The following is a 20,895-nucleotide window of genomic DNA, read 5'->3' as shown; positions in this document are numbered from 1 at the left end:
CTGATGGATCAGCTCACCGAGACCGCAAACCGGTGTAGCCCATAGCCACAAGGCAGAGGAGAGAGCGTCGCTCCACCAAGTTGGAAGATCGTCGGCTCTACGGCGGCACCTGGGCCGCCGTGGACTCGCGCAGGACGAGGCGGGTGGAAAACAGCTTCCGGGCGAGATCGTCCGGCGGGCGCGTGCCCTCGATCACCGCCACCAGCGTCGTGAAGGCGAAGCGGACCATGTCGAGGGTCGGCACCGCGATGGAGGTCAGGCTCGGGATCGCGTAGGCGCTTTGGGCGACGTCGTCGAAGCCGACGACGCGGATCTCGCCGGGCACGCGCACGCCCCGGTCGTGCAGCGCCTTCAGCACCCCGAACGCCACACGGTCGTTGGCCGCCACGATCGCGTCCGGGCGGGACGGGCGGTCGAGCAGGGCGAGCGCCGCCCGGTAGCCGCCCGCGGAGGTCCAGTCGCACGCCACCACCAGATCGGCGCGCAGGGGCAGACCCGCCTCCGCCAGGGCGTCCCGGTAGCCCCGGAACCGGTCGGCCGCGCGCGTGCCCCCGAGGAAGCCGACCGCACGGCTGCCGGTCCGCGCCAGGAAGGCCACGGCCTCGTGGACCGCATCGCGGTCGGCCCGGGCGGCGCAATGCGCGCCCGGCACGTCGAGGCCGAACACCACGAACGGGACGTGCTTGGCCTTGAGCAGCGCGATCAGCGGATCGTCCCGCCGCTCGGCGAAGATCACGAGGCCGTCGACCCGGGCCTCGCTCACGAGGTTCGCGATCCGGGCGCGGCCGTCCGGGTCGTCGCTGCGGCAGCGCCGGTGGATCAGCGTGTAGCCGTGCTGGTCGGTCACCTGCGCGAAGGCCTGCAGGACGAGGCCCAGATCGGTCTCCGGCATCGGGTCCGGCGCGTCGGGGGTCTCGGCGCCCGGAGCGCCCTCCGCCGAACTGGACACCGGTTCGGCGCAAGGGAGCGCGTCGGAACAGGGGCTTAGCGACGCGCACGCTTGCAGGTCGGTCGGGCTCGGCTCCAAGCAGGACACGCAGGCGATGCTGCGGCTCGGCTTCTTGCGCAGCGCGCGGGCCGCGAGGCTCGGCACGAAATCGAGGTCGCGCATGGCCGCCTCGATGGTCGCCCGGGTGGTGCCGGCGACCTTCTCGGGGTGGTTCAGGACCAGCGACACCGTCTGGAAGCTGAAGCCGGCCCGCCGCGCGACGTCTTTGATCGTCGTCTGGCCCATGTGACCTCCGGCCGGGGCGGCGCCCCTGGAGGATCCCGCTTCGCCCGTCTCATCCAGTCTAGGACCAGGGAGATCCGAGATAAAGCCGCATGGATACGCGACCATACTTCTGGATACGGCGATAGTCCGACCTGTGGAGGTCGGAAACCGGAATGCCGCCCGACAAGAAACCCGCCGCGGCCAGGCCGGGCGGGCTGAAGGTGATCTCGTCTCGGAGTACGCCGCCATCGTAGGAGCCGCGGGACCACGGCGCATCCCTCATCCGGGTGAGACCGGCACACGATCCTGCGATCCAGGGTCCGGCACCGGACAAGGTCCGGCACCAGGGCTCCGCCCTGGACCCGCGAAAGGTCCCGACCTTTCGAAACCAGGACGGGCGATGCGGAACACCCGGCGCCCTGTGGCGCCGATCCGGACGGACGCGGCGCATAACGGCGAACCAGGGCGGCGCAGAGCTCCCAGACCCGGGCCGAGCGGCCACCTTGCCGGATTATCCCGACTGATTTTTCCTCAAGTACCCGATCAGTATCACGACTGAGTTGCACCCCATGTGACAACAAAGTCACAAATAAAATCTCGATGAAGACTTGTCCCGTGGAAGGAGGTCGAACACGAGCCCGTGATTTGTGCTGACCTGACGATCGCGCATCAGTCTGTCCTGCGCACCCGAAAATGCGGGGCGCGATCTGAGATTTGGCTGGGGGAAACACATGCGCGCCTTACGAGGCAGCCTGATCGCGTCCGTGGCAATGCTGCCCGGGCTGGCACAGGCACAGCAGGCCGTGACATTGGGTGAGATCAGCGTGGTCTCGACCTCGCCGGTCGGCGCCGGCGGCGGCAATTCGAGCGGCGCTCAGAACCTCGACACCCTCGGCCAGACCATCCCGACCGCCCCCGCCGGTCCGATCCGCCTGCGCGGCTCCGAGCAGCCGCTCAACAAGATCCCGAGCACCGTCGAGACCGTCACCGCCCGTCAGATCGCCATCGACCGCGGCACCGACAACATCATCGCCACCTTCGCCCGCCAGACGCCCGGGGTGAACCTCAACGACTCGCAGGGCAACAGCAACCGCCCCGATCTGAACTATCGTGGCTTCACCGCCTCGCCCGTGCAGGGCGTGCCCCAGGGACTGGCCGTCTATCAGAACGGCATCCGCATCAACGAGGCGTTCGGCGACGTCGTCAACTTCGACCTGATCCCGCCCCAGGCCGTGCAGCGCATCGACGTGGTCACCGGCAACCCGGTCTTCGGCCTCAACGCCATCGGCGGCGCGGTCAACATCCAGATGAAGAACGGCTTCACCTGGCAGGGCACCGAGGTCTCGGCCTGGGGCGGGTCCGACGCGCGCACCGCCGGCTACCTCGAATACGGCAAGGTCGTCGACAACTGGAGCTTCTACTTCACCGGCGACGGCCTGAACGATCGCGGCTGGCGCTACGAGAACCCGAGCACGATCGGGCGTCTGTATGCGGATCTGGGCTACCGCTCGCAGGACTCGGAGTTCCACCTGATCGGGCTGGCCGCCCGCAGCTTCTACGGCGCGGCGGCCGCGACGCCGGTCGACTTCACGCATGTCGATCCGCGGGCGATCTTCACCTACCCGCAGACGCAGACCACGCAGGTCGGCACGCTCCAGCTCACCGGCCGGGTCGACATCTCGCCGACCTGGGACCTCGCCGGCAACGCGTATTACCGCCGCTTCAACGAGAACTACGTCGACGGCAACCAGGGCAACTTCGAGCAGTGCAGCTCGCGGTCGAGTTTCCGCGGCTTCCTCTGCTACCAGGACGACGCGTTCAACGTGAACGCGCCGCCGACCAGCCAGGTGGCGGCACGCCGCGCCTACGCCAACCAGTTCGCCATCCTCGGCCTGAACAACCAGCTGATCCCGTTCCGCCGCAACATCCCCTACGGCACGATCGACACCACCCTGACCAACTCGGAGGCCTATGGCGGCTCGCTCCAGGCGGCCAACCGGGACCGGATCTTCGGCCTGCCCAACACCTTCGTGATTGGCGGCAGCGTCGATGCCTCGACCTTCTCGTTCAAGTCGTCGAGCACCCTGGGCGTGATCAACCCGAACCTTCTGGTCACGACCGATCCGAACAACCCGTACTACGGCAACATCCCGGGGCTGGGCACGCCGGATATCCGGACCCTCGCCGCCCTCGGCATCGCCCCGACCAATGTCAGCGGCTCGACGCTGTATCTCGGCCTCTACGCCACCGACACGCTCGACGTGACCGACCGCCTGTCGCTCACCGCCGGCTTCCGGCTCAACTACGCCCGCATCCAGACGCGCGATCAGACCGGCTTCTCGCCCGATGTGACGGGCGTGAACGAGTTCACCAAGGTCAACCCGCTGGCGGGCCTGACCTACCAGTTCGACCCGGCGCTCAACCTCTACGGCAGCTACTCGGAATCGAACCGCGCGCCGACGCCCCTGGAGCTGTCCTGCTCCAGCCCGACCCAGCCCTGCCTGCTGCCGAACTCGCTGGTCGCCGACCCGCCGCTCAAGCAGGTCACCGGCCAGACCTACGAGGCGGGCTTCCGCGGCGTGATCCCGAACTTCCTCCAGGGCGGCGCCCTGACCTACAAGGCCGGCGTGTTCCGCACCGACCTGACCAACGACCTCTATCAGGTCGCCGTCGCCGGCAACGCGGCGCGCGCCTACTACATCAACGTCCCGGCGACCCGGCGCCAGGGCATCGAGGTCAGCGCCGAGTACGTCGTCACTCCGGACCTGCTGATCTACGCCAACTACGCCCTGATCGACGCGACCTTCCAGTTCAACGCCACGCTATCGTCCCCCAACAACCCGCTCGCCGGCACCGGGGCGGCCGGTGGCGCCACGGGCGGCGACATCGTCCCGAACGGCGGCATCCGCGTGCGGCCGGGCGACAAGATCCCGCTGATCCCCGACCATCAGATCAAGGCCGGATTCGAGTACAACATCACCCCGAACTGGCGCTTCGGCCTCAACGTGGCGGCCTTCTCGTCCGCCTACTACCGCGGCGACGAGTCGAACCTGAACCGCAAGCTGCCGGCCTACTACGTGATGAACCTGACCACGAAGTATCAGGTCACCAAGAACCTGGAGATCTTCGGGCTGATCACCAACCTGACCAACAACCGCTACGCGACGTTCGGGACCTTCGTGGAGCCCGGCGCGGTCGCCGGCAACCTGTCGATCAACGATCCGCGGACCACGACCCTGGCGCAGCCGCTGTCGATCTACGCGGGCCTGACCTACCGGTTCGGCGCCGACCCGGTCCCGATGGCGCCGGAGCCGATCATCCGGAAGTACTGAACCGGGCACGTCCCGATCGAACCGGGGAGCCGCACGGGCTGCGGCTCCCCGGCCGCTCTGACGGATCCGGCCTCAGCCCCCGAAGGCCCGCGGCGGCAGGCCCCGCACGCCGACCGCGACCTCGAACAGCGCCCCGGCCTCCGGGACGCCCTCCGCCCCCCGTGACGCCGAGGTGACGAACAGCCGGTCGAGCCCCCCGCCCGCGAAGGCGCAGCTCGTGATGTTGGGGGCGGGCAGCGCGACCGCCCGCATCGGGCGCCCGTCCGGATCCACCCGGCTGATCCGGCCGCCGCCCCAATGGGCGATCCAGAGGCAGCCCTCTTCATCGGTGGTCATGCCGTCGGGCCAGCCCCAATCGTCCGGGAAGCGCAGGAACGGCCGCTTGCCCGAGAGCGTCCCGTCCGCGGCGAGGTCGAAGGCGTAGACCGTCCGGGCGGCGCTGTCGCTGTGGTAGAGGATCCGGCCGTCGAGGCTGAAGGTCGGCCCGTTGGCGACCCCGTATTCGCCGTCCACCCGCTGCCAGGTCAGGTCCGGGTCGAGCCGGTGCAGGGAGCCCGAGACCGCCGTCTCGGCCTGATGCATGCTCCCGGCCCAGATCCGGCCGGCGAAATCGACCTTGGCGTCGTTCAGCCGGTTGTCCGGGTAGTCCGGCTCGGGATCGCCGATCGGCACGATGATATCGGCCTCGAAGTCGTAGGTCGCGAATCCGCTCTTCAGCCCGACGATGAAGTCCCGCCGGCCGGCCCGGGGGATGATCCAGCCCAACGGCTCCGGGAAGGGCCGCCGGCCGGTCGCGCCGTCGGCGAGGTCGAGCCAGTTCAGGGCCGGGGCCTCGATGTCGACCCAGAACAGCGTGCCCCGCTCCGGCACCCAGATCGGGCCCTCGCCCAGCCGGTCGCGCCCCATTGGGGTTCCGGGACGGGTGACGATGCGGATCCCTGCATCCATGGCTTCGCCCTCCGGTCAGGCCGCGCGCGGGGCCCGGCAGCCCCACAGCGCGTAGAACAGCACGTAGAGTTCGCAGGCCACGGTGATCAGGAAGGAATGCTGCAGGCCGAACCGGTCCGCCGCCCAGCCCTGCACCACCACCAGGGAGCCGCCCGCGATCGCCATGATCAGCAGCCCCGCCCCCTTCTCGGTGAGCGGCCCGAGGCCGCGGATGCCGAGGGTGAAGATCGTCGGGAACATGATCGCGTGGAACAGCCCCACCGCGATCAGGGCCCACAGCGCCACGGCTCCGGTGGCGAAGGCCGCCACCAGCATCACCGCACCGGCGCCGATCGCCGCCCCGGCGAGCACCGCCTCGGCCGGGCGGCTCTGCATCAGGTAGCTGCCGACGAAGCGGCCGATCATCATCCCGCCCCAGAGCAGGAACAGGTAGCGCGCGGCCTGGGTGTGGGTCAGGTCGCCGATCTCGGGCTGCGACACGAAGCTGATGAACAGGTTCGACACCCCGATCTCGGCGATCAGGTAGATGAAGATCGCCGGCACGCCGAAGACGAGGTTGCGGTGGCGCCAGAGTGACCCGCCCGCGGGCGCGGCCCGTGCGGCCCGTGCGGCCGATGCGCCGCCGATCGCCGGCAGCGGGAACCGGGCGATCACCACGGCGAGCCCAATCAGCACCGCCGCCACGATCAGGTAGGGCAGCTGCACCGACTGCGCGTCGGCCAGCCGCTCGGCGGGCGTCAGGACGGTGCCCGCCGCGGCGTTGCCCGAGGTGGAGCGGCCGAGGATCAGGGTGCCGCCGAACAGCGGCGCCAGGGTGGCCCCCAGGGAGTTGAACGCCTGGACGAGGTTGAGCCGCGCCGAGGCGCTCTCGGCCGGGCCGATCACCGCCACGTAGGGGTTGGCGGCGACCTGCAGCAGGGTGATGCCGCTCGCGATCACGAACAGGGCCGACAGGGTGATCGCGTAGGAGACCTCCCGGGAGGCCAGCACCATCCCGAAGGTGCCGGCCGCCATGATGCCGAGGCCGATCACCAGGGCGCGCTGGTAGCCGACCCGGGCGATCAGCTTCGCCGCCGGGATCGAGGCCACGAAATACGCGATGAACCAGACCGACTCGATCAGCGTGGTCTGCGTGTAGTCGAGATCGAACACGCTGCGCAGGTGCGGCAGCAGCGTGTTGTTGATCACCGTGATGAAGCCCCACATGAAGAACAGGCTGGCGAGCAGCGACAGGGCCGGGCGGTAGTTGCCCCGCTCCTGCGCGCCGGCCGCGTCCGTCCGGTCCGCTGCCGGTCCGACGCTCGCGATCGGTGCTGCCATCGTGCGTTCCCTCTCCCGATCGGGTTAGATGTGGAGCCCGTGTTGCCCCTTTCATTTGTATGAGTATATACTAGATTCGCAGAGGTCAACCGCGGCCTCCCGCACGCGCTGGCGTATGTTCGGCACGTGCGAGGGACACATAGATGCGACGGTCGACACAGGCTTCGAGGCACGCGGCTGATGACGGAGCGCGACAGGCCCCCTCTCCCGTGCGGGAGAGGGTTGGGGTGAGGGATGCGACCTCTCCGGATGAGGCATGCCATCGCCCTGCGGTGACAGCGCGCCTTTTCCGGAACGGCCTGATCCCTCACCCTGTCCCTCTCCCGCACGGGAGAGGGGACCCGCGCCTTTTCAAGCTGGCGGGCAAGCCCGCCGAGACCTCAGGTCTGTGTCGCCCGTAGTACCCATGAAAGGAGAGGGAACGATGCGCGGCGTGGGACCTGTGACGCTCTGCGCCGGTGCGCTGATCCCGGCCCTGGCCCAGGCGGCCGAGCCGGTCCGGACCGTGTTCGGCACCTTGCCCGACGGCCGCACGGTCGAGGAGGTGACGCTGACCAACGGCCGCGGCGTCACGGCGCGGATCCTGTCCTGGGGCGCGCTCCTGCGGACCCTCGACGTGCCGGACCGGGCCGGCGCGACCGCGGATGTGGTGCTCGGCTACGGCGACCTCGCCGACTACCTCGCCAAGCCCAATTATTTCGGCGCGAGCATCGGCCGCTACGCCAACCGCATCCGGGCCGGCCGCTTCAGCCTCGACGGGCGGACCTACCGGCTGGCCACCAACGACGGGCCGAACGCCCTGCACGGCGGCGCGGCCGGCTTCGACAAGCGGCTCTGGACGATCACCGCCGTGACCGGCGGGGCCGCCCCGGCGGTGAGCCTGCGCTACGTCAGCCCGGACGCTGAGGCGGGCTATCCCGGCACGCTGACGGCGACCGCGACCTACCGGCTGGACGAGACCGGCGCGCTCACCGTCACCTACGAGGCGACCACCGACCGGCCGACCATCGTCAACCTGACCAACCACAGCTTCTTCAACCTCGCGGGCGAGGGCTCCGGCCGCTCGATCCTCGATCACGTCCTGACCATCCCGGCCGAGCGCTACACGCCGGTCGACGCCACCCTGATTCCGACCGGGGAGCACCGTCCGGTGGCGGGCACGCCCTTCGACTTCCGCACCCCCACCGCGATCGGCGCGCGCATCCGCGACGGGCGGGACGAACAGATCGTCCGCGGCCGCGGCTACGACCACAACTGGGTCGTGACCGACGCGCCCACGGCCGAGCCGCACCCCGTGGCGCGGGTCGAGGATCCGGAATCGGGCCGAATACTGGAGATTGCCAGCAACCAGCCGGGGGTGCAGTTTTACGCGGGCAACTTCCTCGATGCGACCGCGGTGGGTAAATCCGGCCTCGCCTACCGCCAGTCGGATGCCTTCGCGCTGGAGCCGGAGCTCTTCCCCGACACGCCGAACCAGCCGGCCTTCGGCTCCGCCCGCCTCGATCCCGGCCAGACCTACCGGAACGTGATCACCTACCGCTTCTCGACCAGCCCCGCCCATCGGACCGACAAATGACCGATTCCAAGACCGCCCGTCCCGAGACTGCCCGCCCGCTGCGCTCCCGCGCCTGGTTCGACAACCCCGACAATATCGACATGACGGCGCTCTATCTGGAGCGCTACCTGAATTTCGGCCTCAGCCTGGAGGAGCTGCGCTCGGGCAAGCCGATCATCGGCATCGCCCAGACCGGCTCCGACCTGTCGCCGTGCAACCGCCACCACCTCGTCCTGGCGGAGCGGATCCGCGAGGGCATCCGCGAGGCCGGCGGCATCGTGCTCGAATTCCCGGTCCACCCGATCCAGGAGACCGGCAAGCGGCCGACCGCAGGGCTCGACCGGAACCTCGCCTATCTCGGCCTCGTGGAGCTGCTCTACGGCTACCCGCTCGACGGGGTGGTGCTGACCACGGGCTGCGACAAGACCACCCCGGCCTGCCTGATGGCGGCCGCCACCGTGAACATCCCGGCCATCGCCCTCTCGGTGGGGCCGATGCTCAACGGCTGGTTCAAGGGCCAGCGCACCGGCTCGGGCACGATCGTCTGGAAGGCCCGCGAGATGCTGGCGGCGGGCGAGATCGACCATGACGGCTTCATCAAGCTCGTCACCTCGTCGGCGCCCTCGACCGGCTTCTGCAACACGATGGGCACGGCGACCACGATGAACACGCTGGCGGAGGCGCTCGGCATGATGCTGCCGGGCTCGGCGGCGATCCCGGCCCCCTACCGCGACCGGCAGGAGGTCGCCTACCGGACCGGCAAGCGCATCGTCGAGATGGTGGCGGAGGACCTGAAGCCCTCCGAGATCCTGACCCGCGACGCCTTCCTCAACGCCATCGTGGTCAACTCGGCGATCGGCGGCTCGACCAACGCGCCGATCCACCTCGCCGCCATCGCCCGGCACATGGGCGTCGAGCTCGACATCGCGGATTGGCAGACCTACGGGCTCGACGTGCCGCTGCTCGTCAACCTGCAGCCGGCCGGCGCCTATCTCGGCGAGGATTACTACCGCGCCGGCAGCCTGCCCGCCGTGGTGGCCCAGCTCATGAGCCGCGGCCTGATCCGCGAGGGCGCGCTGACGGTGAACGGCCGCACGATCGGCGACAATTGCCGGGCTGCGACCATCGAGGACGAGGACGTGATCCGGCCGATCGACAAGCCCCTGAAGGAGGCGGCCGGCTTCCTCGTGCTGCGCGGCAACCTGTTCGAGGCCGCGGTGATGAAGACCAGCGTGATCGGCGCGGAATTCCGCGACCGCTACCTGTCGAACCCCGAGGATCCGGACGCCTTCGAGGGCCCGGTCGTGGTGTTCGACGGGCCGGAGGATTACCACCACCGGATCGACGACCCGAGCCTCGGCATCACCGACGAGACCCTGCTGGTGATGCGGGGGGCCGGGCCGGTGGGCTATCCCGGCGCGGCCGAGGTGGTGAACATGCGCCCGCCCGCCGACCTGATCAAGGCGGGCGTGCACGCGCTGCCGTGCCTGGGCGACGGGCGGCAATCCGGCACCTCGGCCTCGCCCTCGATCCTCAACGCCTCGCCGGAGGCGGCGGCCGGCGGCGGCCTCGCGCTGCTGCGCACCGGCGACCGGGTGCGGGTCGACCTGCGCCGGGGCACCGCCGACATGCTGGTGGACGCGGACGAGCTGGAGCGCCGCCGGAAGGCCCTGGAGGCGGCGGGCGGCTACGCCTATCCGGCCTCGCAGACCCCCTGGCAGGCGATGCAGCGCGCCACCGTCGGGCAGATGCACACCGGCGCGATCCTGGAGGGGGCCGAGCGCTTCCAGCGCATCGCGCAGACCAGCGGCCTGCCGCGCGACAACCACTGATTGGATTCGAAAGGTCCGAGACCTTTCGCGGGTGCAGGGCGGAGCCCGCTGGGTTCGGCAAGGCCCGACATCGGGGCTCCGCCCCCGATACCCCCGCCAGAGGGCTCGCCCTCTGGACACCCGAATTCTCAGGGCCGCAGCGCCATCTCGGTGTCGGCCAGGGCGAGGCGGACCAGTTCGGTCATGGTCCGGCGGGCGGCCTCCGGATCGCCCGCCACGATCGCCTCGTAGAGGGCGCGGTGATCGGGCATCGGGTCCCGGGGCATGCCCTGGCGGCGGTGCTTGAAGATCGTCGTCCACGTGACGGCCGCCGCGACGGAACTCGACAGGGCGATCAGCGGGCCGTTGCGGGCGGCCTCCAGGATCGCGGTGTGAAACGCCTGATCGGCGGCCCGGCCGTCATCGGTGCTGAGGCCGTGGCGGCCCATCTCCTCCAGCGCATGGCCCATCCGGGCGAGGTCGAGGCCCGAGCGCCGCTCGGCCGCGAGCGCCGCCGCGGCCGGCTCCACGATCATCCGCAGCTCGAACAGGTCGCGGATGAAGGTCTCGCTCGGCTCCGATTCGAAGGTCCAGGCCAGGATGTCCGGATCGAGCAGGTTCCAGCGGCTGCGCTGGCTCACCCGCGTCCCGGTGCGCGGGCGACTCTCCACGAGTCCCTTGGCGCTCAGGATCCGAATCGCCTCGCGATAGGCCGTTCGGGAAACCTTGAGTTGCTCCGAGAACTCGATTTCCCCGGGCAGCACGTCGCCCGGCGCGTAGCGCCCCCCCAGGATCGCCACCCCCAGATCGCGCGCCACCGAGCCGTGGATGCGACGCGAGCCTGACGCAAGCGGGAGCCTGATATCCTCGTGTCCGCGATCCTGTCTCACCCACGACCTCCAGTCCGAGCCACGGGACGGGCCAGGATCCGAAGATCGTACCCGGAAGTTGTATGAGCGCAAGCACCAACACCCATAAGCGATCTGGATGAGGCGCTTGCGGCTTAGATCGAAACGATCTACCTTATTTGTATGAGTAAACAACTTCACGGCAATGCGGCAATCGGCGGCACCGCCCTGATCGGCGAAGCGGATGTGACCACGTCGGAGACGTTCCGGGCCGTCGATGCGGCGACCGGCGCGGCCCTGGATCCGGCCTTCGCCTCCGCGGGCGCCGGGGAGGTCGAGGCCGCCTGCGCGCTGGCGGAGGCGGCGTTCCCGGGCTTCTCGGAGACCGATCCCGAAACGCGGGCAGGCTTCCTCGAAGCGGCGGCCGCGGCCATCGCGGATCTCGGCCCGATCCTGATCGAGCGGGCGATGGCCGAGACCGGGCTGCCGCAGGCACGGCTGGAGGGCGAGCGCGGCCGGACGATCGGGCAGCTGCGCCTGTTCGCGAACCTCGTCCGCTCGGGCGCGTGGGTGCAGGCGACGATCGATCCGGCGCAGCACAAGCGCCAGCCGCTGCCCCGGCCGGACCTGCGCCGGCGCCACGTCGCCCTCGGCCCGGTGGCGGTGTTCGGGGCGTCCAACTTCCCGCTGGCCTTCTCGGTGGCGGGGGGCGACACCGCCTCGGCGCTGGCGGCGGGCTGCCCGGTGGTGGTGAAGGGGCACCCGGCCCATCCCGGCACCGGGGAGCTGGTGGCCCGGGCCGTGCGGTCCGCAGTCGCCGCGAGCGGCCTGCCCGCGGGCGTGTTCTCCTACCTGCCGGGGCCGTCGAACGAACTCGGCACCGCCCTGGTTGCGGATCCGCGGATCAAGGCCGTGAGCTTCACCGGATCCCGCGGCGGCGGGCTGGCGCTGATGCGCGTGGCGGCCGCCCGGCCCGAGCCGATCCCGGTCTACGCCGAGATGAGCGCGGTGAATCCCGTCCTGCTCCTGCCCACGGCCCTGCGGGCCCGGGGCGCGGCCCTGGCGGCGGGCTTCGTCCAGTCGCTGACGCTGGGGGCGGGGCAGTTCTGCACCAATCCGGGCCTGCTGATCGGGATCGCCGGCCCCGAACTCGACGCCTTCGCGGAGGCCGCCGGGGCGGCGATCCGCGAGAGCGCGCCGCACACGATGCTCACGGCCGAGATCCGCGCCCGGTTCGCGGGGGCCGTCGCCGCGATGGCGGAGCGCCCGGGGGTGACGGTGGCGGCCCGCGGCGACAAGGCCGGGCCGGGGGGCGCGCCCGCCGCGCTGCTGCGCACGGAGGCGCGCCACCTGCTGGCCGACCCGTCGCTGACCGAGGAGATGTTCGGCCCCGCGGGGATCCTGGTGGCGGCCGCCGACGCGGCGGAGGTCACCCGGGTGATCGCATCCCTCGGGGGGCAGCTCACCGCGACGCTGCACCTCGATCCGGAGGACGAGCCGCTAGCCGCCGAACTGGTGCCGCTGCTGGCGCGCAAGGCCGGCCGCGTCCTCGCCAACGGCTGGCCCACCGGCGTGGAGGTCTGCCCCGCGATGGTGCATGGCGGCCCGTTCCCGGCGACCTCGGACGGCCGCACCACCTCGGTCGGCACCCTGGCGATCGAGCGGTTCCTGCGCCCGGTCTGCTACCAGGACCTGCCCGAGGCGCTGCTGCCGCCGCCCCTGCGCCCGGACAATCCCTGGCATCTCGCGCGCCGGATCGACGGCATCCTCGAACCGCAATCCGGCCCCTGACGGGCCGCCGCGCGGCTCGCATCGGCCGCGCATCGGGACGGCCCGCAGAGGCCGCCCATGGGGGAACACACGATGGCACGATTGCTCCTACAAGTCGCGAGTCCGAACCGGGGACAGGGCTCCCGCAGCGTCTTCGAACCGGCCTGCGCGGTGCCCGTGGCGGGCGACGATTTGTCTGTCCTGACGGACCGCGCCGCGGCCGTCACGCGTGCCCCGGCGGTCGCCTCGGCCGCCGGCGTCGCCGCGCGGGGGGTCTGAGATGATGGCTCCGATCCGCATCGGGCTGGTGGGCGTCGGCAAGATCGCCCGGGACCAGCATCTGCCGGTGATCGGCGCCTCGCCGGACTACACCCTGGTGGCCGTGGCGAGCCGTCAGGGCGGGCACGCGGGCGTCCCCAATTACCGGACGCTGTCCGAGATGCTGGCGGGGCAGGGCGATCTCCAGGCGGTCGCCCTGTGCCAGCCGCCGCAGGCGCGGTTCGAGGCCGCCCTGGCGGCGATCGAGGCGGGGCTGCACGTCTTCCTGGAGAAGCCCCCGGGGGCGACCCTGGCCGAGGTCGGGCTGCTCACGGACGCCGCGCGCCGGCGGGCGGTGAGCCTGTTCGCGAGCTGGCATTCCCGGTTCGCCCCCGGGGTCGAGCCCGCGCGCAGCTGGCTGTCCACGCGCCGGATCCGGTCGGTCTCGATCGCCTGGATGGAGGACGTGCGGCACTGGCATCCCGGCCAGGACTGGATCTGGGAAGCCGGCGGGATGGGCGTGTTCGATCCGGGGATCAACGCCCTGTCGATCGCGACCCACATCCTGCCGCCCTTCTTCCTGACCGGCGCGACCCTGGAGGTTCCGGAGAACCGGCAGGCGCCGATCGCCGCCGACCTGCGCTTCACGGACGCCGCCGGCACCCCGATCCACGCCGTGTTCGACTGGCGCCAGACCGGTCCGCAGACCTGGGACATCCGCGTCGAGACCGAGGACGGGACCCTGGTCCTGTCCAAGGGCGGCGCGGTCCTGACCCTCGACGGTCGCGACCAGACGCTGCCGCCGGAGGCCGAGTATCGCGGCCTCTACGACCGATTCGCCGCCCTGGTCCGCTCCGGCGCCAGCGACGTCGACCTGAATCCACTGATCCACGCCGCCGACGCTTTCCTGCGCGGCGAGCGCCGCAGCGTGGCGGCCTTCACGGACTGACCGGGGAGGCCCCCTGCGGGACACGAACGCGACAGAGCCCGACAGGGCCGCGCGGTTAAGGGGGAGTCATCATGGCAAGGAAGCAGACTCGGTGGGCAGCGTTCGCGCTGTGCGCCGCAACGATGACGGCTGGCGTGAGCGCAGCCGAGGCTCAGGTCGCCGCCACGGCGCCGGACGGGGGGCCGAGCCTGGTCAATCCGGGTCCGAAGGCGAGCCCGGCCCGCAAGGCCCAGTACAAGGCGAACCGCGCCCGGCGGCGGACGATCCGTGAGGCCCGGAGCGCCGCGGGCGCGAGCAGCGCGGCGGCGTCGAGCATCGTGCAGGGCGTGACCGCGTCCGCGCCGTCGCTGCCGCCCGGTGCCCTCGACCTCGGCAACGGCGTCACCATGATGCTGAACTACACGGGCGAGTTCGCCACCAACCCGTCCGGCGGCCGGCGCCAGGGCTCGGCCTATGCCGGCCAGGTGTTCTTCGGCCTCGACGCCGATCTGGGCCGACTCGCCGGGATCGACGGCGGCTCGGTGCACACCATCGTGACCCAGCGCCACGGCCGCAACCTGTCGCAGGACTACATCGGCAGCACCACCAGCGTGCAGGAGATCTGGGGCGGCGGCCAGACGGCGCATCTCACGTCGGTGTCCTACGAGCAGAAGCTGTTCGACAACCGCCTCGACATCGAGGTCGGCCGGCTGCTCGCCAACCCGAACTTCCTGGCCTCGCCGTTCTACTGCAACTTCCAGAACAACGGCATCTGCGGGGCGCCGAAGGGCGCGTTCAAGATGACGAACATCACGTGGTGGCCGATCGCCACCTGGGGTGCCCACGCCAAGGCCTGGGTCACCGACAAGGTGTTCGTGCATGCCGGCGTCTACGAGGTGAATCCGCGCGATCAGCAGGACGACCAGAACGGAATCGACTGGTCGACCCGCGGCGCCACCGGCGTCGTGGTGCCGGTCGAGGTCGGCTATTCGACCAATTTCGGCAACGACCCGCTGCCGCGCAACTACGGCATCGGCGCGATCATCGATCGGTCGGACTACACGGATCCGGTGCAGGACGTCCGGCGGGGTTCCTACCTGCTCAGCGGCCTCGATCCGCTGACCCGGTTCGGCCGGTCGGCGATCTACGCCCGGTTCGACCAGATGGTGTGGCGTCCGGATCCGACCGGCGTGCAGGGCCTGACCCTGTTCGGGGCCTTCCTCGCCGGGACCGGCGGGCGGCAGTTCGAGGATTACTTCCTGAACGGCGGCGCCGTGCTCACCGGCACCTTCGCGGGCCGGCCCTACGACACGCTCGGCTTCGGCTTCTCGTGGGAGCACTTCTCGCCGCTGGGCACCGCCAACCTCCGGGCGGCGCGCGCCAAGGTCGGCCTGGGCTATGGCGGGGTCTCGTCGTCGCAGACCATCCTGGAGGTGAACTACGGCATCCAGCTGACCCCGGCGATCCGCCTGATGCCGAACCTGCAATACGTCATCACCCCGCAGCTGCAGGAGCGCTACTTCGCTCAGCCGAAGCGGGTGCCCGACGCCTTCGTGGTCGGCGCGAAGCTGTCGGTGGACCTGTTCACCCTGGCGGGCTTCGCCAAGGGACCCGGGAGCCTCTGAGGCATCAGCCTCCAGGCGGGCCGGCCGTCGTCGGCCCGCGGATCACCGGACGACACGGCCGCGCGGGTCTTCCGCGCGGCCGTGCGCGTTTCGGGCCGGCCGGCGCCGCGCACGAAAAGGGGCCAGCCGCGACGGCTGGCCCCTGGTCATTCGATCTCCGCTGCGACGCGGGGACTCCGGCGGGCCTTACTCGGCCGCGGTCATCTCGGCGGTGAAGTGGCCGCACCAGTCGCTCGTGGAGACCACCGGCCACAGGCCCTTGGACTCCGGCTCCGGCTGGCTGACCGGCGGATTGAACCGGCACAGGCCGGCATCGGCCTGGGGCGCCGCACCGTTGCCGGTGTGCTCGTCGAAGAACTTGCAGCTCTCGCAATGGGCGTTGGCCATGTCGCGTATCTCCCGATGACGATCGGCGCCGTGCCGCTCTGTTGCGAATTAGAACAGCTATAATCTGGAAGTCAAGACTGGTATCCGGCCGCGCATCCGGAAGCCCCCGCGACACGGCCGCGGCCGGTCGCAAGCGCGGCTCATTCGACCGCCCAGGCCATTCGACCGCCGAGCCCATTCGACCGCCGAGCCCATTCGACCGCCGAGCCCATTCGGCCGGGCCCAGGGTGCCCCCGCCGGGGACCATTCCCGAATCCAGCGCGATTCGTCCCCCGGCGCCGGCTTTCCAAGAACAATCAAACTCTGAGCCGCGCGATCTGGAGATTTCATCCGTCAAAGACGGGCCATTCCGGCACCGAATCCCGATCGCTGCGGATCAACGCGCTTCTCAGGGAGGACAGATCTTCACTGTCGATGCCCGGAAATGGAGAGAACGATTTTTCCGTCCCTCATGAATAAGGAAAAGCGTTTTATTGACCTGCGGCGGGAGGGTCATCAATTCTAGACCCCGTCGGGAGATCGGGCAGGGCGCCCGTCCGTTTCGACCCGCGTCCCAGCCCCCCGTGGCCTCCGAACAAGGCACCTGAAGCATGACACGACCGAGACTCGTCGGGCTGAGCGCGAACGTGCAGCGACCGTCCAAGACCCGCACCCTGGTCGATACGGTGCTGCGCGAGGCCAGCGCACGGGCCGCCCGCGACACCCGCCCGGATACCCATATCCTGGACACCCATATCCTGGACTTCGTCGATGCCGGCCCCGGCCTCGGCGCCGCCTGGACCCGCGACCAGCTCCCGCCGGCCGCCCGGGCGGTGCTCGACGCCATCGAGGCGGCGGACGGGCTCGTCGTCGGCTCGCCGGTCTACAAGGGCGCCTATACCGGCCTGTTCAAGCATCTGTTCGACCTCGTCGATCCGCAGGCGCTGGCCGGCAAGCCGGTGGCCATCGTGGCGACCGGCGGCGGGGCGCGGCACGCGCTCGTGGTGGAACACGCCTTCCGGCCGCTGTTCGGCTTCTTCGGCGCACTCCAGATCCCCACCGCGGTCTACGCCTCGGACGCGGATTTCCACGCGGGCGTGCTGGTCGCGGACGGCGTGCGCGCCCGGGCCGCGGAGGCGGGCGGGCAGATCTCCGCGCTGCTGGCCCATCGCGCGGCCCAGGCCGGGGCTGAAGACGCAGCTCCGGTCGCCCTCGCGGCCGCCGAGTAGGCCGCGATGCTCGACCGCCGCGCCCTGCTTGCCGCCCTGGCGGCCCTTCCGGCAACCCTCGCGGTCCGGAGTACCCACGCGGCCGAGCCGGGCCTCCTCCGGATCGGCTATCAGAAGAACGGCATCCTGGTCGTCGCCAAGCAGCAGGGGATCATCGAGCGCCGGCTGGAGCCCCTCGGCCACACGGTGCGCTGGATCGAGTTCTCGTTCGGGCCGCCGCTGCTCGAAGCCCTGTCGCTCGACGGGATCGATTTCGGGCAGACCGGCGACGCGCCGCCGATCTTCGCGCAGGCCGCGCGATCGAGCCTCCTCTATGCGGCCGCCCAGGAGGCGGGCGGGTCCGGCGCCGGGATCCTGCTGCCGAAGGGCTCGGGGATCCGCAGCCTCGCCGATCTCCGGGGCAAGCGCGTCGCCTTCGCCAAGGCGTCGAGCGCCCACAACCTGACCATCGCGGCCCTGGAGAAGGCCGGCCTGACCTACGCCGACATCGAGCCGGTGACCCTGGCGCCCGCCGACGCCGCGGCGGCCTTTTCCCGGGGCAGCATCGATGCCTGGACGATCTGGGACCCGTACTTCGCCATCGCGGAGGCGGGGGAGGGGGTGCGCGTCCTGGCCTCCGCCACCGAGATCGCCCCGCAGACCAACTTCTTCCTGGCGAGCCGCCCCTTCGCGGAGGGCCGGGCTGCCGTACTCGCCGCCACCATCGACGCCCTCGCCGAGGTGGCGGCGTGGTGCACGCAGAATCGTGGCGCGGTCGCCGAACTCCTGTCGCAGGGCACCGGCGTGCCGCTCCCCGCGACCCGCCGCGCGGTGGACCGGACCGAGTACGTGATCGGGCCGATGACCGAGCGGGTGATCGCCGCGCAGCAGCAGGTCGCCGACCGGTTCCACGCCCTGAAGCTGATCCCGAAGCCGGTCCGGATCGCCGACGCGGTCTGGGCAGCCCCCGCCCGCAACGGCTGAGCCGCATGACCGACCGAACGCCCCGCGCCCTGGCCCTGCCGTCCCCGGCCGGCCCCGCCCCGAACCGCCGGCTGCTCCTGTCGACCGGGCTCGGCCTCGCGGCCGCCGTGCTGCTGCGCCCCGCGCGCGCCGCAGGCAGCATCCGGATCGGCTATCAGAAATACGGCTCCCTCGTGCTGCTGAAGGGCCGCGGCACCCTGGAGACGGCGCTCCAGCCGCTGGGCACCACCGTCACGTGGTCGGAATTCCCGTCCGGGCCGCCGCTGATGGAGGCGCTCAACGCCGGCGCGGTCGATTTCGGCTCGGCCGGCGAGGCGCCGCCGATCTTCGCGCAAGGCGTGAGCGCGGAGCTGCGCTACGTCGCCACCGAGCCGCCAGCTCCCCGGGGCGAGGCGATCCTCGTGCCGAAGGACAGCCCGATCCGTAGCGTCGCCGAGCTGCGCGGCAGGACCATCGCGCTCAACAAGGGCTCGAATGTCCATTACCTGCTGGTCCGCGCCCTGGAGCAGGCCGGCATCCCGTATGACGCGGTGAAGCTCGCCTTCCTGGCCCCGGCCGATGCCAACGCCGCCTTCGTGCGCGGCTCCGTCGATGCCTGGGCGATCTGGGACCCGTTCCTGGCCGCCGCCGAGCGCGCCACCGGCGCCCGGCTCCTCACGGATGGGCAGGGCATCGCCCCCAACCGCCAGTTCTACCTGTCCCGGCGCGGCTTCACGGATGCGAGCCCGGAGGTGGTCTCGACCGTCCTGAAGGCGATCGGGGAGGTCGATGCCTGGGCCGCGGGCCATGCCGAATCCGCGGCGGCGGAACTCGCCCCCTCGGTCGGCATCCCCGCCCCGATCCTGAGCGTCGCGCTCGGCCGCCTGTCCTACGGCGTCGCGCCCCTCGACGCGACGGTGATCGCCGACCAGCAGAAGGTCGCGGACGCCTTCCACGGCCTCGGCCTCCTGCCGAAACCGATCCGGGTCGCCGACGCGGTCTGGACGCCGCCCGAGCGCCGGGCCGAGGCCCAGGGAGCCAACCGCTGATGCCCACATCCAAGTTCGACCGTTTGCGCGACACGGCAATCCCGTGGCTGCTGCCGGCCGCGATCCTCCTCGGCTGGCAGGCCGCGGTCTCGGCCGGCCTCGTGTCGAACCGGTTCATGCCGGCGCCCCTCGACGTGGCCCGGGCCGGTTGGGAGGCCGGGCGGACCGGGGAGCTCTGGACCAATCTCGGGGTCAGCACCCTGCGGGCCCTGGCGGGGTTCGTGATCGGCGGCGGCATCGGCTTCGCGCTGGGCCTCGCCAACGGCCTGTCGCGCCTGTCGGAGCGGCTGACCGACACCTCGGTGCAGATGGTGCGCAACGTGCCCCACCTGTCGCTGATCCCGCTGGTGATCCTGTGGTTCGGCATCGGCGAGGAGGCCAAGCTGTTCCTCGTGGCGCTCGGCGTGTTCTTCCCGATCTACGCCAACACCCTGCACGGCATCCGCTCGGTGGATCCGGGCCTCGTAGAGATGGGCCGGGTCTACGGCATGTCCCGCACGGAGCTGTTCACCCGGGTGGTGCTGCCCGGCGCCCTGCCGTCGATCTTCGTGGGCCTGCGCTACGCGCTCGGCATCATGTGGCTGACGCTGATCGTTGCCGAGACGATCTCGGCCTCGTCCGGGCTCGGCTACATGGCCATGCAGGCCCGCGAGTTCATGCTGGTCGACGTCGTGGTGCTGGCGATCCTGATCTACGCGGCGCTGGGCAAGCTCGCCGACGCCCTGACCCGCCAGCTCGAGCGCGCCTGCCTCGCCTGGAACCCCGCCTACAGGAGCGCCTGATGCTGCTCGACGCCGCCCGCCGCGAGGTTTTGTCCGACACGCGCCCCGAGTCCCGCGAGGCGGGCGCCGCGGCGAGCCCGCGTGCCCCCGCCGAGCCGGGCCAGCGCGGGGTCGCCGTCACAATCCGCGACCTGCACAAGAGCTTCGACGGCCACGCCGTCATCGAAGGCCTGAACCTGTTCCTGCCGGCCGGCGGCTTCACCGCGGTGGTCGGCCGGTCCGGCTGCGGCAAGAGCACCCTGCTGCGCCTGATCCTCGGCCTGGAGGCCCCGACCGGCGGCCAGATCGACCTGGACGGGACGGCCGGCAGCCCCCGCCGCTCCGAGCCGCCGCGGCGGATCATGTTCCAGGAGCCGCGGCTGCTGCCCTGGGCGCGGGTCGTCGACAACGTCGCGGTCGGCCTGTCGGGCCAGGGCAGCCGGGCCGCGCGCCGGGAGCGGGCGCTGGCCGCGCTCGCCGAGGTCGGGCTCGCCGACAAGGCGGGGCAATGGCCCGCGACGCTCTCGGGCGGCCAGCGCCAGCGGGTGGCGCTCGCCCGGGCGCTGGTGAGCCGGCCGGGCCTGCTCGCCCTCGACGAGCCCCTCGGGGCGCTGGACGCCCTGACCCGCATCGGCATGCAGGATCTGATCGAGCGGATCTGGCGGACCCAAGGGTTCACCGCGCTGCTCGTCACGCACGACGTCGCCGAGGCGGTGGCGCTCGCCGACCGGATCCTCGTGGTCGAGCAAGGCCGCATCGCCCTCGACCTGCGGGTCGACGTGCCCCGCCCGCGCCGGCGCGGGGACCCGGACCTCGCGCGCCTCGAAGGCCGCATCCTCGATCACCTGCTCGCCGGGTCCGAGACGCCGACATGACCGGGTTTCCAAAGGGCGAGCCCTTTGGCGGGTGCAGGGCGGAGCCCGCTGGGTTCGGGCGAAAC

The 20,895-nt window shown here is 71.1% G+C and carries 17 protein-coding genes; 12 read left to right on the top strand and 5 right to left on the bottom strand.

The annotated features are described in order from the left end of the window. Window positions 1-97: 97 nt before the first annotated feature. On the bottom strand, window positions 98-1,234 hold the full coding sequence (locus AAHG09_RS27250) for a LacI family DNA-binding transcriptional regulator (RefSeq protein ID WP_342110705.1): 1,137 nt from the start codon (window positions 1,232-1,234) through the stop codon (window positions 98-100). A gap of 710 nt (window positions 1,235-1,944) precedes the next feature. On the opposite strand from AAHG09_RS27250, the gene AAHG09_RS27245 reads away from it, so the two are divergent. Beyond that, window positions 1,945-4,545 (top strand): TonB-dependent receptor, encoded by a 2,601-nt coding sequence (locus AAHG09_RS27245; RefSeq protein ID WP_342110703.1) that lies wholly within the window; start codon window positions 1,945-1,947, stop codon window positions 4,543-4,545. Window positions 4,546-4,617: 72 nt separating this feature from the next. Here the strand turns inward: AAHG09_RS27245 and AAHG09_RS27240 are convergent, their stop codons facing one another. Together AAHG09_RS27240 and AAHG09_RS27235 are read right to left on the bottom strand one after the other, a co-directional pair. Continuing rightward, on the bottom strand, window positions 4,618-5,493 hold the full coding sequence (locus tag AAHG09_RS27240) for an SMP-30/gluconolactonase/LRE family protein (RefSeq protein ID WP_342110701.1): 876 nt from the start codon (window positions 5,491-5,493) through the stop codon (window positions 4,618-4,620). 15 nt (window positions 5,494-5,508) lie between these two features. After that, a complete protein-coding gene (locus AAHG09_RS27235; protein WP_342110699.1) occupies window positions 5,509-6,813 on the bottom strand; it encodes a sugar MFS transporter in 1,305 nt (434 codons plus the stop codon). A gap of 424 nt (window positions 6,814-7,237) precedes the next feature. Here AAHG09_RS27235 and AAHG09_RS27230 point away from each other — a divergent pair, with 424 nt between their 5' ends. Beyond that, the gene (locus tag AAHG09_RS27230) at window positions 7,238-8,389 is read left to right on the top strand and encodes an aldose epimerase family protein (protein ID WP_342110697.1); all 1,152 of its coding nucleotides are present in this window, start codon (window positions 7,238-7,240) and stop codon (window positions 8,387-8,389) included. Then, on the top strand, window positions 8,386-10,200 hold the full coding sequence (locus AAHG09_RS27225; protein WP_342110695.1) for an IlvD/Edd family dehydratase: 1,815 nt from the start codon (window positions 8,386-8,388) through the stop codon (window positions 10,198-10,200). The genes AAHG09_RS27230 and AAHG09_RS27225 overlap by 4 nt, the downstream gene beginning before the upstream one ends. 128 nt (window positions 10,201-10,328) lie before the next feature. Here the strand turns inward: AAHG09_RS27225 and AAHG09_RS27220 are convergent, their stop codons facing one another. Then, a complete protein-coding gene (locus AAHG09_RS27220; RefSeq protein WP_342110692.1) occupies window positions 10,329-10,997 on the bottom strand; it encodes a FadR/GntR family transcriptional regulator in 669 nt (222 codons plus the stop codon). Window positions 10,998-11,210: 213 nt separating this feature from the next. Between AAHG09_RS27220 and AAHG09_RS27215 the strand changes: the two genes are divergently transcribed. The 4 genes from AAHG09_RS27215 (at window position 11,211) to AAHG09_RS27200 (ending at window position 15,608) form a co-directional block, all read left to right on the top strand. Further along, the gene (locus AAHG09_RS27215) at window positions 11,211-12,818 is read left to right on the top strand and encodes an aldehyde dehydrogenase (NADP(+)) (RefSeq protein WP_342110690.1); all 1,608 of its coding nucleotides are present in this window, start codon (window positions 11,211-11,213) and stop codon (window positions 12,816-12,818) included. Window positions 12,819-12,890: 72 nt separating this feature from the next. Then, window positions 12,891-13,076 (top strand): hypothetical protein, encoded by a 186-nt coding sequence (locus tag AAHG09_RS27210; protein WP_342110688.1) that lies wholly within the window; start codon window positions 12,891-12,893, stop codon window positions 13,074-13,076. 4 nt (window positions 13,077-13,080) lie between these two features. Next, window positions 13,081-14,004 (top strand): Gfo/Idh/MocA family protein, encoded by a 924-nt coding sequence (locus tag AAHG09_RS27205; protein ID WP_342110729.1) that lies wholly within the window; start codon window positions 13,081-13,083, stop codon window positions 14,002-14,004. A 71-nt stretch (window positions 14,005-14,075) separates the two neighbouring features. Beyond that, window positions 14,076-15,608: a carbohydrate porin gene (locus AAHG09_RS27200; protein WP_342110686.1), complete on the top strand. Its 1,533-nt coding sequence runs from the start codon at window positions 14,076-14,078 to the stop codon at window positions 15,606-15,608. 186 nt (window positions 15,609-15,794) lie between these two features. Here AAHG09_RS27200 and AAHG09_RS27195 read toward each other — a convergent pair whose 3' ends face one another. Then, window positions 15,795-15,995, bottom strand: a complete 201-nt coding sequence (locus AAHG09_RS27195) for a hypothetical protein (protein WP_091717880.1) — start codon at window positions 15,993-15,995, stop codon at window positions 15,795-15,797. Window positions 15,996-16,585: 590 nt separating this feature from the next. On the opposite strand from AAHG09_RS27195, the gene AAHG09_RS27190 reads away from it, so the two are divergent. Genes AAHG09_RS27190 through AAHG09_RS27170 form a run of 5 tightly spaced genes read left to right on the top strand, consistent with a single transcriptional unit; the run spans window position 16,586 to window position 20,830 of the window. Then, entirely contained in the window at window positions 16,586-17,203 is a 618-nt protein-coding gene (locus tag AAHG09_RS27190; RefSeq protein WP_342110684.1) for an NAD(P)H-dependent oxidoreductase, read from the top strand. Between the two features lie 6 nt (window positions 17,204-17,209). Beyond that, window positions 17,210-18,166, top strand: a complete 957-nt coding sequence (locus AAHG09_RS27185; RefSeq protein WP_342110682.1) for an aliphatic sulfonate ABC transporter substrate-binding protein — start codon at window positions 17,210-17,212, stop codon at window positions 18,164-18,166. Window positions 18,167-18,171: 5 nt separating this feature from the next. Further along, the gene (locus AAHG09_RS27180) at window positions 18,172-19,194 is read left to right on the top strand and encodes a sulfonate ABC transporter substrate-binding protein (protein ID WP_342110680.1); all 1,023 of its coding nucleotides are present in this window, start codon (window positions 18,172-18,174) and stop codon (window positions 19,192-19,194) included. Further along, window positions 19,194-19,976: an aliphatic sulfonate ABC transporter permease SsuC gene (ssuC, locus tag AAHG09_RS27175; protein ID WP_342110678.1), complete on the top strand. Its 783-nt coding sequence runs from the start codon at window positions 19,194-19,196 to the stop codon at window positions 19,974-19,976. The genes AAHG09_RS27180 and ssuC overlap by 1 nt, the downstream gene beginning before the upstream one ends. Further along, window positions 19,976-20,830 carry an ATP-binding cassette domain-containing protein gene (locus AAHG09_RS27170; RefSeq protein ID WP_342110675.1) on the top strand — a complete coding sequence of 285 codons (855 nt, stop codon included), beginning with the start codon at window positions 19,976-19,978 and terminating at the stop codon, window positions 20,828-20,830. Before ssuC ends, AAHG09_RS27170 begins: the two co-directional genes overlap by 1 nt. Window positions 20,831-20,895 lie beyond the last annotated feature (65 nt).

The sequence above is a fragment of the Methylobacterium guangdongense genome, assembly GCF_038442355.1.
Classification (GTDB): domain Bacteria; phylum Pseudomonadota; class Alphaproteobacteria; order Rhizobiales; family Beijerinckiaceae; genus Methylobacterium; species Methylobacterium guangdongense.
Note: the sequence above shows the minus strand (reverse complement) of the source record. Positions and strands in the feature narration are given on the sequence as shown.

What these genes read in the sequence shown, in the direction of transcription:
- AAHG09_RS27250 (WP_342110705.1), bottom strand. Translation starts at nt 1,234, where the DNA reads ATGGGCCAGACGACGATCAAAGACGTCGCGCGGCGGGCCGGCTTCAGC.
- AAHG09_RS27245 (WP_342110703.1), top strand. Translation starts at nt 1,945, where the DNA reads ATGCGCGCCTTACGAGGCAGCCTGATCGCGTCCGTGGCAATGCTGCCC.
- AAHG09_RS27240 (WP_342110701.1), bottom strand. Translation starts at nt 5,493, where the DNA reads ATGGATGCAGGGATCCGCATCGTCACCCGTCCCGGAACCCCAATGGGG.
- AAHG09_RS27235 (WP_342110699.1), bottom strand. Translation starts at nt 6,813, where the DNA reads ATGGCAGCACCGATCGCGAGCGTCGGACCGGCAGCGGACCGGACGGAC.
- AAHG09_RS27230 (WP_342110697.1), top strand. Translation starts at nt 7,238, where the DNA reads ATGCGCGGCGTGGGACCTGTGACGCTCTGCGCCGGTGCGCTGATCCCG.
- AAHG09_RS27225 (WP_342110695.1), top strand. Translation starts at nt 8,386, where the DNA reads ATGACCGATTCCAAGACCGCCCGTCCCGAGACTGCCCGCCCGCTGCGC.
- AAHG09_RS27215 (WP_342110690.1), top strand. Translation starts at nt 11,211, where the DNA reads ATGAGTAAACAACTTCACGGCAATGCGGCAATCGGCGGCACCGCCCTG.
- AAHG09_RS27210 (WP_342110688.1), top strand. Translation starts at nt 12,891, where the DNA reads ATGGCACGATTGCTCCTACAAGTCGCGAGTCCGAACCGGGGACAGGGC.
- AAHG09_RS27205 (WP_342110729.1), top strand. Translation starts at nt 13,081, where the DNA reads ATGGCTCCGATCCGCATCGGGCTGGTGGGCGTCGGCAAGATCGCCCGG.
- AAHG09_RS27200 (WP_342110686.1), top strand. Translation starts at nt 14,076, where the DNA reads ATGGCAAGGAAGCAGACTCGGTGGGCAGCGTTCGCGCTGTGCGCCGCA.
- AAHG09_RS27195 (WP_091717880.1), bottom strand. Translation starts at nt 15,995, where the DNA reads ATGGCCAACGCCCATTGCGAGAGCTGCAAGTTCTTCGACGAGCACACC.
- AAHG09_RS27190 (WP_342110684.1), top strand. Translation starts at nt 16,586, where the DNA reads ATGACACGACCGAGACTCGTCGGGCTGAGCGCGAACGTGCAGCGACCG.
- AAHG09_RS27185 (WP_342110682.1), top strand. Translation starts at nt 17,210, where the DNA reads ATGCTCGACCGCCGCGCCCTGCTTGCCGCCCTGGCGGCCCTTCCGGCA.
- AAHG09_RS27180 (WP_342110680.1), top strand. Translation starts at nt 18,172, where the DNA reads ATGACCGACCGAACGCCCCGCGCCCTGGCCCTGCCGTCCCCGGCCGGC.
- ssuC (WP_342110678.1), top strand. Translation starts at nt 19,194, where the DNA reads ATGCCCACATCCAAGTTCGACCGTTTGCGCGACACGGCAATCCCGTGG.
- AAHG09_RS27170 (WP_342110675.1), top strand. Translation starts at nt 19,976, where the DNA reads ATGCTGCTCGACGCCGCCCGCCGCGAGGTTTTGTCCGACACGCGCCCC.